8 protein-coding genes are annotated in these 15,408 nt (G+C 35.8%); all 8 read right to left on the bottom strand.

Translation table 11 applies throughout. The annotated features are described in order from the left end of the window. Positions 1 to 847 (bottom strand): glycoside hydrolase family 97 N-terminal domain-containing protein (locus BM289_RS22390; protein WP_208610275.1); only part of this gene is annotated, 847 nt, incomplete at its 3' end. A gap of 51 nt (positions 848 to 898) precedes the next feature. Continuing rightward, positions 899 to 2,260 carry a glycoside hydrolase family 43 protein gene (locus BM289_RS22395; protein ID WP_091497933.1) on the bottom strand — a complete coding sequence of 454 codons (1,362 nt, stop codon included), beginning with the start codon at positions 2,258 to 2,260 and terminating at the stop codon, positions 899 to 901. A gap of 50 nt (positions 2,261 to 2,310) precedes the next feature. Continuing rightward, positions 2,311 to 3,648, bottom strand: coding sequence for a glycoside hydrolase family 43 protein (locus BM289_RS22400; protein WP_091497936.1), 1,338 nt, complete (start codon positions 3,646 to 3,648; stop codon positions 2,311 to 2,313). 52 nt (positions 3,649 to 3,700) lie between these two features. Beyond that, the gene (locus BM289_RS22405; protein WP_091497938.1) at positions 3,701 to 6,175 is read right to left on the bottom strand and encodes a glycoside hydrolase family 31 protein; all 2,475 of its coding nucleotides are present in this window, start codon (positions 6,173 to 6,175) and stop codon (positions 3,701 to 3,703) included. After that, positions 6,172 to 8,766 (bottom strand): glycoside hydrolase family 31 protein, encoded by a 2,595-nt coding sequence (locus tag BM289_RS22410; protein WP_091497941.1) that lies wholly within the window; start codon positions 8,764 to 8,766, stop codon positions 6,172 to 6,174. The genes BM289_RS22405 and BM289_RS22410 overlap by 4 nt, the downstream gene beginning before the upstream one ends. A gap of 82 nt (positions 8,767 to 8,848) precedes the next feature. Then, the gene (gene xyl3A, locus BM289_RS22415; protein ID WP_091497943.1) at positions 8,849 to 11,443 is read right to left on the bottom strand and encodes a xylan 1,4-beta-xylosidase; all 2,595 of its coding nucleotides are present in this window, start codon (positions 11,441 to 11,443) and stop codon (positions 8,849 to 8,851) included. 41 nt (positions 11,444 to 11,484) lie between these two features. Continuing rightward, positions 11,485 to 13,062 (bottom strand): glycoside hydrolase family 43 protein, encoded by a 1,578-nt coding sequence (locus BM289_RS22420; protein WP_091497945.1) that lies wholly within the window; start codon positions 13,060 to 13,062, stop codon positions 11,485 to 11,487. Positions 13,063 to 13,116: 54 nt separating this feature from the next. Continuing rightward, the gene (locus tag BM289_RS22425) at positions 13,117 to 15,399 is read right to left on the bottom strand and encodes a glycoside hydrolase family 127 protein (protein ID WP_091497948.1); all 2,283 of its coding nucleotides are present in this window, start codon (positions 15,397 to 15,399) and stop codon (positions 13,117 to 13,119) included. Positions 15,400 to 15,408: the final 9 nt, after the last annotated feature.

The following is a 15,408-nucleotide window of genomic DNA, read 5'->3' on the forward strand; positions in this document are numbered from 1 at the left end:
GGTCAAACGGAATCGTGGTTTCGACAATAGGCGCCAATGTTTCTCCAATAGTAACAGTACGCCACGGCGTTTCTCCCGGAAGCGGGATTCCCGGCGCTGCTGTCCCATTTCCGTTGTTTTCCCTCGGCATCGGAAATCCAATGGTATATAATCCGTTTTCACGACCAATCAGTCTGCTTGCGCAATAGCCGCTGTCTACTCCTGTTTCAGAAATCAAGACCCATCCGCTGTCATTTACCCTAAACAGGCATGGAAAGGTGTATCCATTTCCCCATCCATTTTTTCCCATGGAATCGTCTAGTGTATAGGAAGTTTCATAGCTAGGGGCTGTTCTTGCAAATCCAGTCATTGGATTACTTTGTGGACAAAGAAATGTAGTAGTTCCTTTTGGCAGTAAAAAACCCGAAGCTTCTGCCTGAATCACGCAAGAAAGGGTTTCTTTTTGCGGATACAATTTATACCTAAATGCAACATTATTATTGCTTACTCTAAATATCACATCTAACGCTGATTTCCCTTCTTTGGTAAACGAAAAAACTGCTTCATTCGCCACATAGCGAATGTCGCTTTTTTTTATGTTGCGCAACTGATAGGATTCGTCAATTTTATTTTGTCTGATATTTGTCTCTAAAATCAATCCAGAGCTGAAATCCCCAACATTTGTTTTTAGACCTAGAGGCGATTTTTCGATAAATATTTTTCCATTATAGGTAACACTATACTGAGGCATTCCATTATTTAAAGCAATTGAGACTGCCAGTTTTCCGTCTGGACTTTTAATTATGGATTGGGCGTTTAGTTTAAAAAAGCTTACTAAACATAAGAATATGATACTTTTAAGATTCATAAGTTTGAAAATTTATTTTTGGCTAATAATTGTTTTTTAGTGTCATTAAAATTATTGTTTAGAAAACATCCAATAATCAAAGTACATTATTTTTTCCGCGGCATTTCCTTTAAATATAAAAAAAAGATCATGAACTCCTGTAACTTTTTTAATATCTGTTGTAACTAAAGCCCATCTGTCATTTCCTCCAGTCATAGGAACTTTTACTGTTCCCACCAATTCTCCATCAATAGAGTCAAGTCTTATTTCCATTGAGACATTACCATTATGAGTAGTGCCAACACGTGCCGTAAATTTTGAAGCGCCAGAATCACGAAAATCAACCCCTTTTACCTTTGTATAGGCATCATTTTTCATGGCCGTTATAAAAACTCCGACCTCTTTATTCTGCATTGACTTTACATCTTTTGACCAAGCCATAGTTTCTGCTTCTGACTTCGCATAAGGATTCAAAGTGCCAATCCCTTTTATAATACCCTCAGTCATATTCAATTCTTTGATTTTTCCATTAGAATTAAACGAAAGCTCTTCGACAGCTACAGATCTTGTAAAACCACCTCCACCTGGCAAAGCGCCATTATGATAAAAGAAATAAGTCTTCCCTTTAAAATCCACCACACCAGGATGGTTGGTAAAACTTCCGCCTTGTGTAGGCATTACAATACCTTCATATTTCCATGGGCCGACAGGACTTTTACTCGTAGAATAACCAATATGTTCCGATATAGGTCCTGCGGCAAAAAACAGATAATACAATTTGTTTCTCTTGTAAAGCCATGGACCTTCTTCATAAGTTGTCGGTCTTCGTGGATCTTCTTTTCCTATACGTTTTCCAAATGATTCAATTGTATTGGGAAATATTTTTATTTCATCACTATATGATATCATGTCTTCATTTAATTTCACATAATGGCAAACTGGATTGCCCCACGCCAAATAAGCCTGCCCGTCATCGTCTATAAAAACTGTGGGATCAATATCGGCATTGCTATTTTGTATCAGAGGTTTTCCCAACGGATCTATAAATGGCCCATAAGGACTGTCTGATACCGCTACTCCAATGCCATTTCTGCCTTGATTGTCTGTAATTGGGGCATACAAATAAAATTTACCTTTTCTTTCTATACATTGAATTGCCCATGCATTCATTTTGGCCCAGCTAAAGTCTTTATAAGATAATACAGCGCCATGGTCTGTCCAATTCACCATATCTTCTGTAGTATACAGCTTCCAGTCATTCATAGTAAACCACGTAGAACCATCTTCATCATGCGAAGTATATAAATACAGTTTATTGTTGTAAACCATTGGAGCTGGATCTGCGGTATAACTTGTCTGTACAATAGGGTTTTGAGAAAATCCAATTATAGGAATAATAAAAGTGGCTAAAAATTTTATTTTTTTGAAATACATTTTTAAAATGATTTATTAACTATTTATATTTTTTGAATTTGAGGTAAAAATTATTTAAAAGTCCACCAATCTAAATTAAACATTGATTTTCCCTCTCCTTTAAATACAAAAAAGATATTTTGAAGACCTTTTACCTTTTTGACCTTACAGGTGAAGTCTTTCCAATTATCCTGGCCACCAGTATTTTTTATATCGCATACTCCTAAAAGTGTCCCGTCTTTGCCATCTAAACGTATTTCTATTTTGCCTCCCGAAACAGAAGATGCATTTACTAAGAAGGCCTTTGGCGACTTCTTAAAATTAACCGCTTTAACTTCAATGTAATCATTATTGTCTATTTGAGTTATAAAAACTCCTCTTTTCTCATCTTTATTCGATTTTACTCCTTCGCTCCAGGCAATCGTTTCAGCTTCAACACGCTTAAAAGGATTAATGTCACCTACTGCAGCAGGTCCATCAACCGAGAAGTAAGACAACGTTTTTATTGTTCCATCCGGATTATAAACAATTTCATCCAAGTCAACTGAACGTCTTTCATAAAAGGTGGAAGTTTCTCTCTTTAAAACATCATAACTATGTCCAAAAACATATGATTTCCCTTTGTAATCAATAATTCCTGGATGATTTCCTCTTGTTTTATCGCTTGCTTCTATTACCATTCCCTTATATTCCCATGGTCCCGTTGGGGAATTACTCATAGCATATCCAATTCCTTCCGGACAACAGGTTGAAGCATATGACAGGTAATATTTTCCTTTTCTTTTGTAAATCCATGGTCCTTCCTGATAATTCTTCGGTTTAGTTGGTTCTTTTATCACATCGCCAGAATAAGAGATCATATCCTCATTTAATTTTACGTAATAAACATCCGGATTACCCCAGTACAAATAAGCTTGTCCATCATCGTCTATAAAAGGGGATGGATCAATATCATTCCATTTATGGTCAGTTTCTATTAATCGTTTCCCCAATGGATCTTTAAAAGGGCCATAAGGGCTATCTGAAACTAAAACGCCTATTCCATTTCCATGCATTGGTGCATATAGATAAAATTTTCCATTACGCTCAATAGTCTGAATTGCCCAAGCTCCGTTGTCTTGTCTTGCCCAGCTAAAATCTTTTAAAGAGGCTACAGCTCCTCTATCTGTCCAGTTTACCATATCTGTTGAAGTATACAAAAGCCAGTCAAGCATTTTGAATCCTGTAGCATCATCTTCATCATGAGAAGTATATAAAAAAACAGTATCCTTATAAACCATTGGGGCTGGATCAGCGGTATATTTCGTCTGGATTATAGGTTTTTGCTTAATATCACTTTGAGCAATTCCTTGAAAAGAAATCATTATAAGAGAGCAGAAAACTATAATTTTATGAGTGCTTTTATTCATAATATTTAATTTAAAAATTTTTGAATTATATGATTTGATACCTTATTATTCCTTACAACTTTACCGAAATTTTATTTCCGTTGTAACTAATTATTTTTTCCAATTTCTTTGCAGATACATCTGATTCTAAGTGATCTGAAGATATTTTTATAATTTTAAATCTGCGTTGCTTTATCATTTCAGGAAACGATCCCTGTTGCTTATTGATGGTTAGGATTTTTTTTAAATCGTTCCATTTAAACGTTATTGTTGCATACTTTCCGTTTTCATAATTATAATTATCTCCTTCATCCTCGTAAAGCGTAAATTCACCATCTGCTCCTTCGTAGATTCTAATTTCAAGATCATCCCATTTCTTTTCTTCCACAAATTGAACTTTTGGCCCAAATGGAATAATACTTCCTGCTTTGACATATAAAGGAATTTGGTCTATTGCAGTTTCCTGAACAATCTCCTGTCCACCGCTGAATTTTTGGTTTGTCCAGAAGTTATACCAGAAACATCCAGCCGGCAGGTATACTTTTTTTGTTTTTTTCTGATTAAAATCTACTATCTCATTTTTGACAGATTCAGCTGTTTCCTTTTTATTCCACCCTGTGTCTTCATTTGTTTTTACAATTGTTTCGGAAGTATATTGCGCATTAACGACAGGAGCCACCAAAATGGACTGGCCAAAAAGATATTCATTGTTCATATCTTTTACCTTTTCATCTGCAAAGTCCATAACTAAGGCGCGCATCAAGCTCGAGCTTTCATTGGTAACTTTCCAAGCATGAGAATAGATATAGGGAAGCAGTTTATAACGCAAATGGATTGTTTTTTCGATAGCATCATAAATGGGTTCTCCCTTTTTTCCAAATTGATAGATTTCTCTTGGAATATCTGTACCATGAGAGCGCATCATTGGCGTGAAGGCTCCAAATTGCAACCATCGTACGTAAAGTTCTTGATAAGACAGATTTTTTGCACCAAAGCCATTATTTGAATTCTTATTATAGCTCCCTGCAAAAAAACCGCCAATATCAGAATTCCAGTACGGAATGCCACAAAGAGAGAAATTTAGCCCTGCAGGAATTTGATTGCGCAATGTTTCCCAAGAAGAATTAACATCTCCTGACCAAGTATTGGCTCCATAGCGCTGCTGGCCGGCAAATGCCGAACGAGTTAAAATAAAAACCCTTTTTGATGATGAAAACTTACGCTGATGATCGTAAACCCCGCCAACAGTCATTAACGGATAAGCATTTCGCACTTTTCTGAAAGATCCCAAGAATGTTTTATTATCAAAATCTTCTGGTTTAAAATCTAAGTGATCCGGCTCTGTAGAATCCATCCACCATCCATCTATTCCTAAAGAAAATAATCCTTTGTTTAAATAATTCCAGTAAATGTCTCTTGCTTCTGGATTGTAGGCATCATACACTTTTACACCAGAAGGATAGTTCATATCAGGAGGCCAGACGTCTTTTCCAGACTGCGGCCATGTCTGAAAATCAAACAGCATATTTTTTCCCTTCATTTCTTTAAATTGAGGCGTTTCAGGACCAAAAGATGACCATATGGATATAAGAAGATGTGCATTCAGCTTATGGATGTCATTTACCATTTCTTCAGGTTTAGAAAATTCAGGGTTTAGAAAACTCATTGCGTTCCAGTGATAATTATCTCCCCAATATTGCCAATCCTGGATAATACCATCTAATGGAACACCGAGATCGCGGTATTTCTTAACGACCTCTACTGTTTCATTCTGACTTTTATAACGTTCTTTACTCTGCCAAAAACCAAAAGTCCATTTTGGAAACATTGGAACACGACCAGTTAATTCCCTCATTTGGGCAATAACACCGTCAGCGTTGTTCCCAAGCATGAAATAATAATCGATGCCATCACCCACTTCTGACTTAAAAGAGGTTTCTTCAGCATTATCATTGAAATCTGTTGGGGAATAATTATCCCAAAACAATCCGTAGCCTTTGTCAGATTGGAAAAAAGTAACAAAATCCCATGTATTATTCTGAACCATGTGCAGTTTTTGATTTCGTTGCGACATTTTTCCATTTTGAAGTATTCCCAAACCGTAAATAGACTCTTTTGGATCTAATACAAATGACTGACTTACGGTGAACGTTTTATTGCCTGTGTCATTAAACTCAGTAAACACTGCTCCGGATTCTTTTTCATTTAATAAAACTTTACCAGCTAAAGATTCGAATAAAACTCTTCCTGAATCCAAATTCAGGTTTACCTGCATTGCTTTACTTTTAACTTGAACTGCTCTACCGTTTTTACTTATAACCAGTTTTGTTTTTTCAGCCTCTTTAATTACCGATAAACTCTTTTTCTCAAAGGTATTTTTCTCAGGATACTTTACTACTCTGACAATTTGCGGGCTGTAAAACTGAATCTCAATTACGGTTGAATTGATAACTGTCTTCAATCCTAATTCTGTTTTTTGATAAGACTGCGCATTAACATACAAACCAATTATAAAAACAGCCAGCAATAATGAATATTTCTTTTTCATAATTTAAAAATTTCTTTTTTACCTGAATATTCAACCTCAATTGGTTTTACCTCTGATTTTGAACCTATTAAAACAATATTAAATTTTCGAGCCTTCAGCATGCCTTTAAATGATCCTTTAACTGCATTTATTATCAATCTTTTTTCAGCATTTTTCCACTCGAATTTAATTAACGAATAAGATCCTTTTTCATAATTATAATTATCTCCTTCGTCTTCGTAAAGCGTAAATTCACCATCTGCTCCTTCGTAGATTCTTATTTCAAGATCATCCCATTTTTTCTCAGCTGTGTACTGCATTTCAGGGCCAAAAGGCAAAATTGCCCCAGCTTTTATAAATAGTGGAATTTTACTTATTTCAGTATTTGTTTCTATTTTTTGACCTCCTTTAAAGCTTTTGCCAGTCCAAAAGTCTATCCAATTTGTATCTTTAGGCAAGTAAACCTGCCATTGTTTCATTCCTGTTTCTGTAATAGGAGTCACTAATATGGAACTTCCAAACATGTATTCATAAGGCTGATTTACTGCATTCTCATCATTTTGAAAATCCATTACAAGAGCCCTCATAAAAGTCGATCCCTCTTTTATTTTTGAAGTTTCAGAGTAGATATAAGGAATTAGCGTATAGCGAAGATTTAGCATTTTTCTCATGTTCTCTTCCACTTTAGATCCATATTTCCAAGGCTCTGTTTCGGTCTGATAACCATGAATTCTGAAAATCGTGCTGAATGCTCCCCATTGAAACCATCTGGTTAATAATTCATGGAAATTTTCATCTGTGTATTGTCCAGCGCCAGGTCTAAAAAAACCGCCAATATCGGTTGTCCAATAAGGCATTCCGGTTAAAGTAAAATTCATTCCCGAAACAATCTGTCTTTTAAAACTATCCCAGTTTCCACCTATATCGCCTGACCAATTTATGGTTCCATATCGATGCTGTCCTGCAAATGCTGAACGGGTCAAAATGGCTACACGCTTTTGAAGATTTGTTTTTCGCTGGCCTTCATAAACCGACTGACTAACAAAAAGCGGATAAGTAAGACGATAAAAATCTCCCGGCCCCTGATGTGTTACCGTGCCAGTGAGCGCATCGTTTTCAGGTTCAGTTGCATCCATCCACCAGCTGTCTACTCCTTTAGAAAACAAATTATCATTTAAGGTATTCCAATATCTTTCTTGTGTTTCAGTATTAAAATAATCCAACCATTTTGTATTAGGAATATACAGTCCTTTTGTATCAAATTGTTTTCCTATAACAGAATTTTTATCAGGGTTTGACCAGATCGACACAGTAAAACGGGCGTTTAAATCATGTAATTCTTTTATAAAACCTGCCGGATTTGGATAGTTTTTTTCATCAAACTGAGGAACACCCCAGCCATTATTTCCCCAATACTGCCAGTCCTGAACTATAACATCCACAGGTAGTTTTCTTGCTCGAAATTCTTTAATTGTATTAATTAAATGATCGCTTGAAGTATATCGTTCACGGCACTGCCAAAAACCGTATGCCCATAAAGGCAACAATGGTGATTTACCCGAAACAGTTCTGTAGGTACCAATTACCTCATCTGCATTTTTGCCTTTAAAAACAACATAATCCAGACATTGAGCAACAGTTGATCGAAAAGTAGTGGAATTATCCGTTTTTCTAAAAGAAAGCTTTGGCGTATTAGCCGAATTGCAAATTATCTTAACCTCATGTTCTCCTGCTGTTAGATCTAAAATCTTACTAACAGTAGGTGGCAACCATAAATTGGACTGATCTATTATTTTTTTATCGTCAATTATAACAAGATGCCTATTGTCCATATCGCCCAAATCCAGCATAATAGAATATTGTCCTTCTCTTTCTAAATTAAATTTCCCTTTGTAAACTACTTCTTTCTGCAATACTTTCTGAGTGCCAGAAGTTGTTGTCACCTCTTCTTCTTTCCCTTTTTCAGAAGATTTAATCTCTTTAGAAAGCGCAATAAAATTGTCATTCGGATTAAATTCTGTTAAGCCATACTGATGCCATAAAATTCCGTATCCTTTATTGGAGTACAAAAAAGGAATAGCAATCTGAGTATTTACTTGTGTCAATTTTCGACTGACGTTTCTTAGATTATAGTGCCCGTCTTGAAATTGGCCTAAACCAAAAAGAAATTCGTTTTCTGGCGAATCAAAACGTTGTTCCACTGTAAAAGATGCATATTCGTTTGCATCGTTTAACGTCATTTTTCTACCCGCGCTTTTTTCACTTAAGAATATTTTTCCCTCTTTATCTTTAAACTTTAAACTTTTTTCCTCTTTATCAAATACAACTGTTAAGCTTTTAGTCTTTAACTGAATTTCCTTATTGTTTTCTGCAACTTTAAAAACAGGTACACCAAACTTCTCTACCAAAATCAGCTCTTGCAGTTCCTTTGTATTTTCGGCACGTAACTGAATTCTAACCGAATTCTCCGTTATAGGAATGATATGCAACATTCCCTCTTTTAAAGGAATCAAAAGACGGTCTTTTTCTAGGATATAACTTTTGTCTATACTTTTAAAACCAAATAAAAATATCAGAAAAAAAGGAGCTATAAGTTTAAGTTTAAAAAACATGTTGAATTTTATTTGTTTAATACTGAAATACCGCAAAACCTTCTTGGTTTAAACTTTTTTATATCTAGAGCGTAATTGTTTCTTACTGTACAAATACTTTAAGTGTTTTAAGATCTTTTGTTGCTGAACTAGTGCCATAATACACTTCATATTCGCCAGGAGTTACTTTAACAGCCATAGATGATGCATCAAAAAATTCAAATGAAGAAGCTGGCAAATCTATTAGCACGTTTTCTTTGTTTCCCGCTTTTACAGCAACACGTTTAAACGCTTTTAATGTTTTTAATGGACCGTCAATATCATTTACTTTTTTAACATATACCTGAATAATTTCGGTTCCATCGCGTTTACTTGTATTCTTCACAGGAACATTCAATTGAATGTTTTCATCTGACTTCATTTTGCTCTTGCTCAATTTGCCTGTTCCAATACTAAATTTAGAATAGCTCAAACCGAAACCAAAAGGAAACAATACATCTGTAGTATATCTGTAAGTGCGTCCTTTCATGGAATAATCTTCAAAATCGCCTAATATTTCTGAATTTCTGTAGAATGATATAGGCAATTTTCCTGCAGGATTATAATCTCCAAAAAGTACATCGGCAACAGCCTGTCCACCTGATTCTCCTGGATACCATGCCTGCAAAATGGCATCACAGCTAGACGTTTCAGGAGTTAAAGCAATAGCAGAACCAGAACAGTTTACAAAAACAACTTTCTTTCCTGCCTCTTTCAATTCTTTTAGACATTTCCTTTGTACGGCTGGTAATTCAATATTAGTTCTGTCGCCTCCCTTGAAGCCAGGATAAGAAACAGGCATTTCTTCTCCTTCCAGTAAAGTAGAAAGACCCCCTACAAAAACCACGGTATCAATCCCTTTTAACTTTTGGATTAAAGAGTTAAAATTGATATCAAATTCTTTTCCAAAATCAAACTCAAGATTCGCCTGCCAGCTGTTTGACTGTGCAAAATGAATTTCAATTTTATACGTTTTACCTGCTTCTACAGGAAACGGAATATTTCCTGGCACCGTTCTCCAGTTTGTGTATTTTGCAATAGATTTTCCATCAACCAATAGTTCAAAAAATCCTGTGGCTCCCGTTTTAAATACAAGCGTATCAGTTGCTTTTGATGTGAAATCTGCTTCATATTTTGCAGAAAATCCTTCTAGTTTAACTCCGGATGCAAACTCATGCTGTCCTGCTGTTGTCATTTTTATGGGGTTGGTAATCTGCGTTGAAATAACACTATTTCCTTCTCGGTTTGGGTTATTCCAGTAAGTCGCTTTCATTCCTTTTTTTCCCTCAAAAGAAATCTGATCAAAATAGGTTTGATTTACTTTATCTTCTACCAGATCACAGGCTTTATCATAAAAGATTTTATCTGATCCTGTTTTGGATTCTATTCCCTCTTTAATTGTAATGGTCTTGACTGGTGTTCCGTTATAATTTCCCCATAACATAGGCTCATTTGCTGCATTAGGTCCTATAACTGCGATTTTTTTTGATGTTTTATCTAATGGCAGAATATTGTTTTTGTTCTGCAGTAATGTCATTGATTTCTGAGCCATTTCTAATGCCAGCTGCTGATGTTCTTTACTGTTAAGAACAGACGGCGGAATCTGTGCCCATGGGACTATCACATCATCATCCATTTCTCCCAATTCAAAACGGCCTTCCAAGACACGCTGTAAACTTTTATTAATGTCAACTTCTTTGATTAAATCTTTCTCAACCGCCTCGGGCAGATTTTTAAAAGGATAATTTTCCCAGACGCATTCTACATCTGTCCCAGCAAGAACTGCTTTAGAAGCTGCGTGGACTGCATCTGACGAAACCTTGTGTGTCGTGTAAAAATCGGTTACGGCACCACAGTCTGAGACTACCATATATTTGTATCCCCATTCATCTCGAAGAATACGTTGTAGCAATTTGGTATTACTGCAGCAAGGTTCATCATCCAAACGCTGATAGGCACACATTACTTGACGAACATCGGATTCCTGTACCAGCGCTTTGAAAGCAGGAAGATAGGTTTCGTAAAGTTCACGTGGATTTACGTTATTTAAATTCAATTCGTGCCTGCTCCATTCAGGTCCTGAATGTACTGCAAAGTGTTTGGCACAAGCCAAAAGTTTACGGTATTTGGCGTCTGCCGGACCTTGTAATCCTTTCACGACCGAAACTCCCATTCTGGAGGTCAGATAAGGATCTTCACCGTACGTTTCCTGTCCACGTCCCCATCTCGGATCTCTGAAAATATTGACATTTGGTGTCCATACTGATAAACTTAAAAAACGTTTATTTTCATTTCCACCTTTAATCCATTGGTTGTATTTGGCTCTTGCTTCATCTGAAACAGCATCAAAAACGCGATATAGTAATTGGTCATCAAATGAAGCAGCCATTCCTATAGGTTCAGGAAAAACAGTCACATTGTCGTTGTTTGCATAACCGTGTAAAGCTTCACTCCACCAGTTAAATTTTTTAATTCCAAGTCTCGGAATAGCATCGGATTGATCACACATTAAAGCCGCTTTTTCTTCCAGCGTTAATCTTGAAATCAAATCTTTTGCCCTATCGGTGGAACTTAAAGAAGGATTTTTATAAGGCAAGAGCTGTGCATTAGCTCCAATTACCGAAAACAAACTTATGATAAACCAATACTTTAATTTCATTGTTTATATTTTTAAATGCTTTTAAAACTTTTGTCTGCAGACTATTTCATTTCTGAAATCTTATCGTCAATGCGGAAATAATCAAAATCCGCGAAACCTCCAGCAGTTTTAGTAGCGTAATTAAACAACCCAAATCTATAGCCCATGAAATGTGGAATTGTATATGGCATCTTGATTGGTTTTCCTATGCTGATCCATTTTTTGCCATCTAAGCTATAATAAAATCGTCCCTGATCTGTCTGATTCCTAAAATCACATTCGGCTTTAAAATATATTTTGTTCTGATTTAATGGAATACTTTCTATTTCTTTTGGATTTCCTTTTTCAGCATCCATCATCATAATTCTTTTTTCCCCATTGCCTATTTTTACTCCAACCAAGCCAAAATCTTTTTGCAACAATGAAATACCGGCAAAATCTCCTTCTTTCATCTTTGAAATTTCAAGCATTGTGGCTGCTGAACATACGGGACCAAAAGTTCTCTGCGTCAAAATATTTTTTACCTGGGTAAAACTGTTGTCTATTCTGGATGTTTTTAATCTTAAATACCCCTTTCTTTCTTTTACCGACCAATTTGCATTATCTGGGTTATGATTCCATTGCCAAACCAAAGGCAGATCACTTTCTCCGTTTTTACGATTAAATTCGTCTGAGTTTACAATTCCAGGTATAAGGCTTTTATTGGCAGGAAGTTCTAAATTTTGAGGCACTTTACCATTTTCTCCCAATATTGGCCAGCCATTTTCCCATTTTACAGGAACCAGATACGGAATACGTCCTACACCGCCTGCGTCTCTAAATAAATACGAAAACCATCTGCCGTCTGGAGTATCAATAAGTCCGCCTTGAGCAACGCCCAAATCCTGCAATCCAATCTTTCCTTCCCATGGTCCTGCAATATTATCTGCTCGATGTATGATGACCGTGCGCATGCCATTTTTGGGCCAGCAGATATTAAATAAATAATACTTTCCGTTAATTTTAAAAAGCTGTGATCCTTCTGCCGGCAGCATAATATCACTCTGCGCTGGAGCATTGGCATTTTCTATTAAAACTTTCTTAGTCTCTTCTTTAACTTCCGACAAGTCTTCTTTTAATTCTATTATCTGAAGCTTTCCACCACCCCAAACCAAGTAGACTTTACCATTATCATCAAAGAAAAGAGAATGGTCGTGATAGGAATTGTTTAAAACAGTTTTCTTCCATGGACCTTTTTCAATATTTTTTGTAGAAAAAATATAGGTTTTACCCGTTGTTCCCGAAAAAGTGCTTACATAATACACCCCATTGTGATAACGCAGACTACTAGCCCATGAACCTCTGCCATAGTCATTTTTACCATGATCTAAATTCAGCCGGTCATCATTATCTTCCAAGGTTTGATAGGCATAATTAACAAGATCCCAATTCACTAAATCCTTAGATTTCATAATAGGAACCCCAGGATTCATATGCATTGTGGTACTGCTCATATAATAAGCATCATTAACCCTGATTATAGATAAATCAGGGACATCTGCAAAAATAATGGGATTTTGGGCTTTTACTTTTTGAGAATGACTTGTTACAATAGTAAATGTAATCGCCAAAAAACCATAAATAAAATCTTTTGTTTTCATTGTTGTTGTTTATTTTCGGGATCTCTGAAAAATGTCTAACAGAGATATTATTCGTTAATTCGTAACAATTCTAAGCTGAGAAAATTTTGGGCTGACTTTTCCTTCTTTTGCCAGAATTTTAATGTTCAGCACTTCCTTGTTATCTATTTTTATGTTGATTGTCTTTTTATCTGCTGAAGTTACTAGCGCTGGCTTTTCATTGATTAAAATAGTAATGTTATCGCTATTGAATTCATCTAAAACACTTATATTCAAAAACTGACCTTTGCTGTTTTTGTTCAGCATTTGATAAGAGATATAAGAACGTGTATTTCGCCAGAACTTTCCATCCTCATAACCAGAATTACTTTTTTCTCCTTTATACAAGTGATCAACTTCTGGTTGCTGTTCACCGCAATTTATTTTATCTATTGTTTTGGCTTCAAGTGCCATTGCTTCAATTTCCTGCTTCTTCAGCAACTCCTGCTTTTCTTTATATTCTTCTTTGGAATACGTCTGAAAATACATTTGATAACGGGCATCGTGCACTTCAAAAAAAGGCTCCAATTCTAATGAATCTAAACTATATCTTAAATTCCCTGTTTCTTTAAGTTTCGATATATAATCTGCTTTATCCCCAACCAATGCATAGGCTTTATCAAGCGGAATAAATTTTCCTCTTGCGGCGTGTCCCATTCGGCTGTCATCTGCAAACAATCCGTTTAATCCTTCAGTAGAAGTTCTCGCAGCCAGCACAATAGGCCCTTTGACAAATGCACTCCAATTGGAACCGTCTGGCAGATTTTCTAAATGTATTGACGTTTTAAATCTGACACTTATTTTATCTCCTGATTTCCATTTTCTTGAAATCGCAACATATTCAGATGGTGTAGATGCTATTTTTTGTTCTTTTCCGTTAATGAGTATTTCAAAACTTTCAGCCCATTTTGGGTAACGGATGTTCAAAGCAAAGTGTTTTGATTTTTTAAGTTTTAAAACTAATTCTGTCTCATTTTCATAAGGAAATTTTGTGGTTTGTTCCAACTCTATACCTTTTTCTTCCCATTTTAAAATTGAAGGAATAAAAAGATTTACAAAAAGATCATTTTGTGTATGGCTGTAAATTAATTCTCCATATTTGGTGTGATTTTCAAGTCCCGTTCCCACACAGCACCACATGCTTGTCTGAGGCTGAGAATACACGCGGTAGTGATTTGGACGAATAGGCGTAAAATACACAAAACCTCCTTTTTCTGGATGTTGGCTCGAAAGAATATGATTGTAAAGTGTTCTTTCGTAAAAATCTAGATAATGCACATCATTTTTATCGAGAAACAAAGCTTTAGCAAGACGTTCCATATTGTACGAATTGCAGGTTTCTGGCCCTTCATTCGATTTTACCATACCGCTGAAATCGTTAACTGGATTAAAATGTTCTGCAACACTGTTTCCTCCAAATGCAACTGTTCTTTTTTGCGTTACATTATCCCAAAAAAACTGCACACCATCTGACCATTCTTTATTACCAGAAAGAGCAGCAACCTTCTCAAAACCAACAACTTTTGGTATTTGAGTATTAGCGTGAAGTCCTGTGAGTTTGTCTTCTTTTTGCAGTAATGGATTTAATAAAGCTTTATGCGATAATTTTTCGGCGGTTTCAAGGTATTTTTTATCTTTTGTAATGATATACAAATCGGCAAAAGATTCATTTATGCCTCCATGCTCTGTTGCCAAAACTTTCTGGATCTGTTCATCAGAAAGCGGACGGATTAATTCTATAAACCAGTCTCCAAGTTTTATTACTATATTTTTTGCTTGATCACTTCCTGTGTATTGATAAGCATCAATTAAACCAGCAAAAAGTTTGTGAATGTTATAGATAGGAACCCAAGTATTGTTGAGTCCAAAGCTACTTCCGTCAATATCTCCTTTATGGATTCGATCCCAAAAAATTTTACCTTGTGGAATACCTCCTACATAGCCGTCGCCATTTTTAGCCTGACAGCGCGCCAATTCTGAAAGCATATAGTCTAATCTATCTTTAAGCTCTTTGTTTCCAGTAGACTCATACATCATAGCTAAAGCCGAAAGATAATGTCCCCCAATATGTCCATCCAATCCTATACTTTCCCAATTGCCATAACGATCTGCCTTTGGCGGAAGCCCAGATTCTAGTAAATAAGGCGCTAGAAGTTTGTCAGGATCTAAAGCTAAAATATACTTTAGATCTACATCTTGAGCATTTTTAAACGGTCCTTCTTTTAGTTTTACTTCGCTTAAATCAAATAACTTCATTTGAGCCGATGTATTGGCTCCTATCATTAAGGCGAATAGGTAAAATAAAATGTTGTTTTTCATTATAGATTG

The organism is Flavobacterium phragmitis, assembly GCF_900112575.1.
Taxonomy (GTDB): Bacteria; Bacteroidota; Bacteroidia; order Flavobacteriales; family Flavobacteriaceae; genus Flavobacterium; species Flavobacterium phragmitis.

Bases quoted from the DNA above. Each gene is read 5' to 3' on its own strand.
- BM289_RS22395 (WP_091497933.1), bottom strand. From the start codon at position 2,260: ATGTATTTCAAAAAAATAAAATTTTTAGCCACTTTTATTATTCCTATA.
- BM289_RS22410 (WP_091497941.1), bottom strand. From the start codon at position 8,766: ATGTTTTTTAAACTTAAACTTATAGCTCCTTTTTTTCTGATATTTTTA.
- xyl3A (WP_091497943.1), bottom strand. From the start codon at position 11,443: ATGAAATTAAAGTATTGGTTTATCATAAGTTTGTTTTCGGTAATTGGA.
- BM289_RS22400 (WP_091497936.1), bottom strand. From the start codon at position 3,648: ATGAATAAAAGCACTCATAAAATTATAGTTTTCTGCTCTCTTATAATG.
- BM289_RS22420 (WP_091497945.1), bottom strand. From the start codon at position 13,062: ATGAAAACAAAAGATTTTATTTATGGTTTTTTGGCGATTACATTTACT.
- BM289_RS22405 (WP_091497938.1), bottom strand. From the start codon at position 6,175: ATGAAAAAGAAATATTCATTATTGCTGGCTGTTTTTATAATTGGTTTG.
- BM289_RS22425 (WP_091497948.1), bottom strand. From the start codon at position 15,399: ATGAAAAACAACATTTTATTTTACCTATTCGCCTTAATGATAGGAGCC.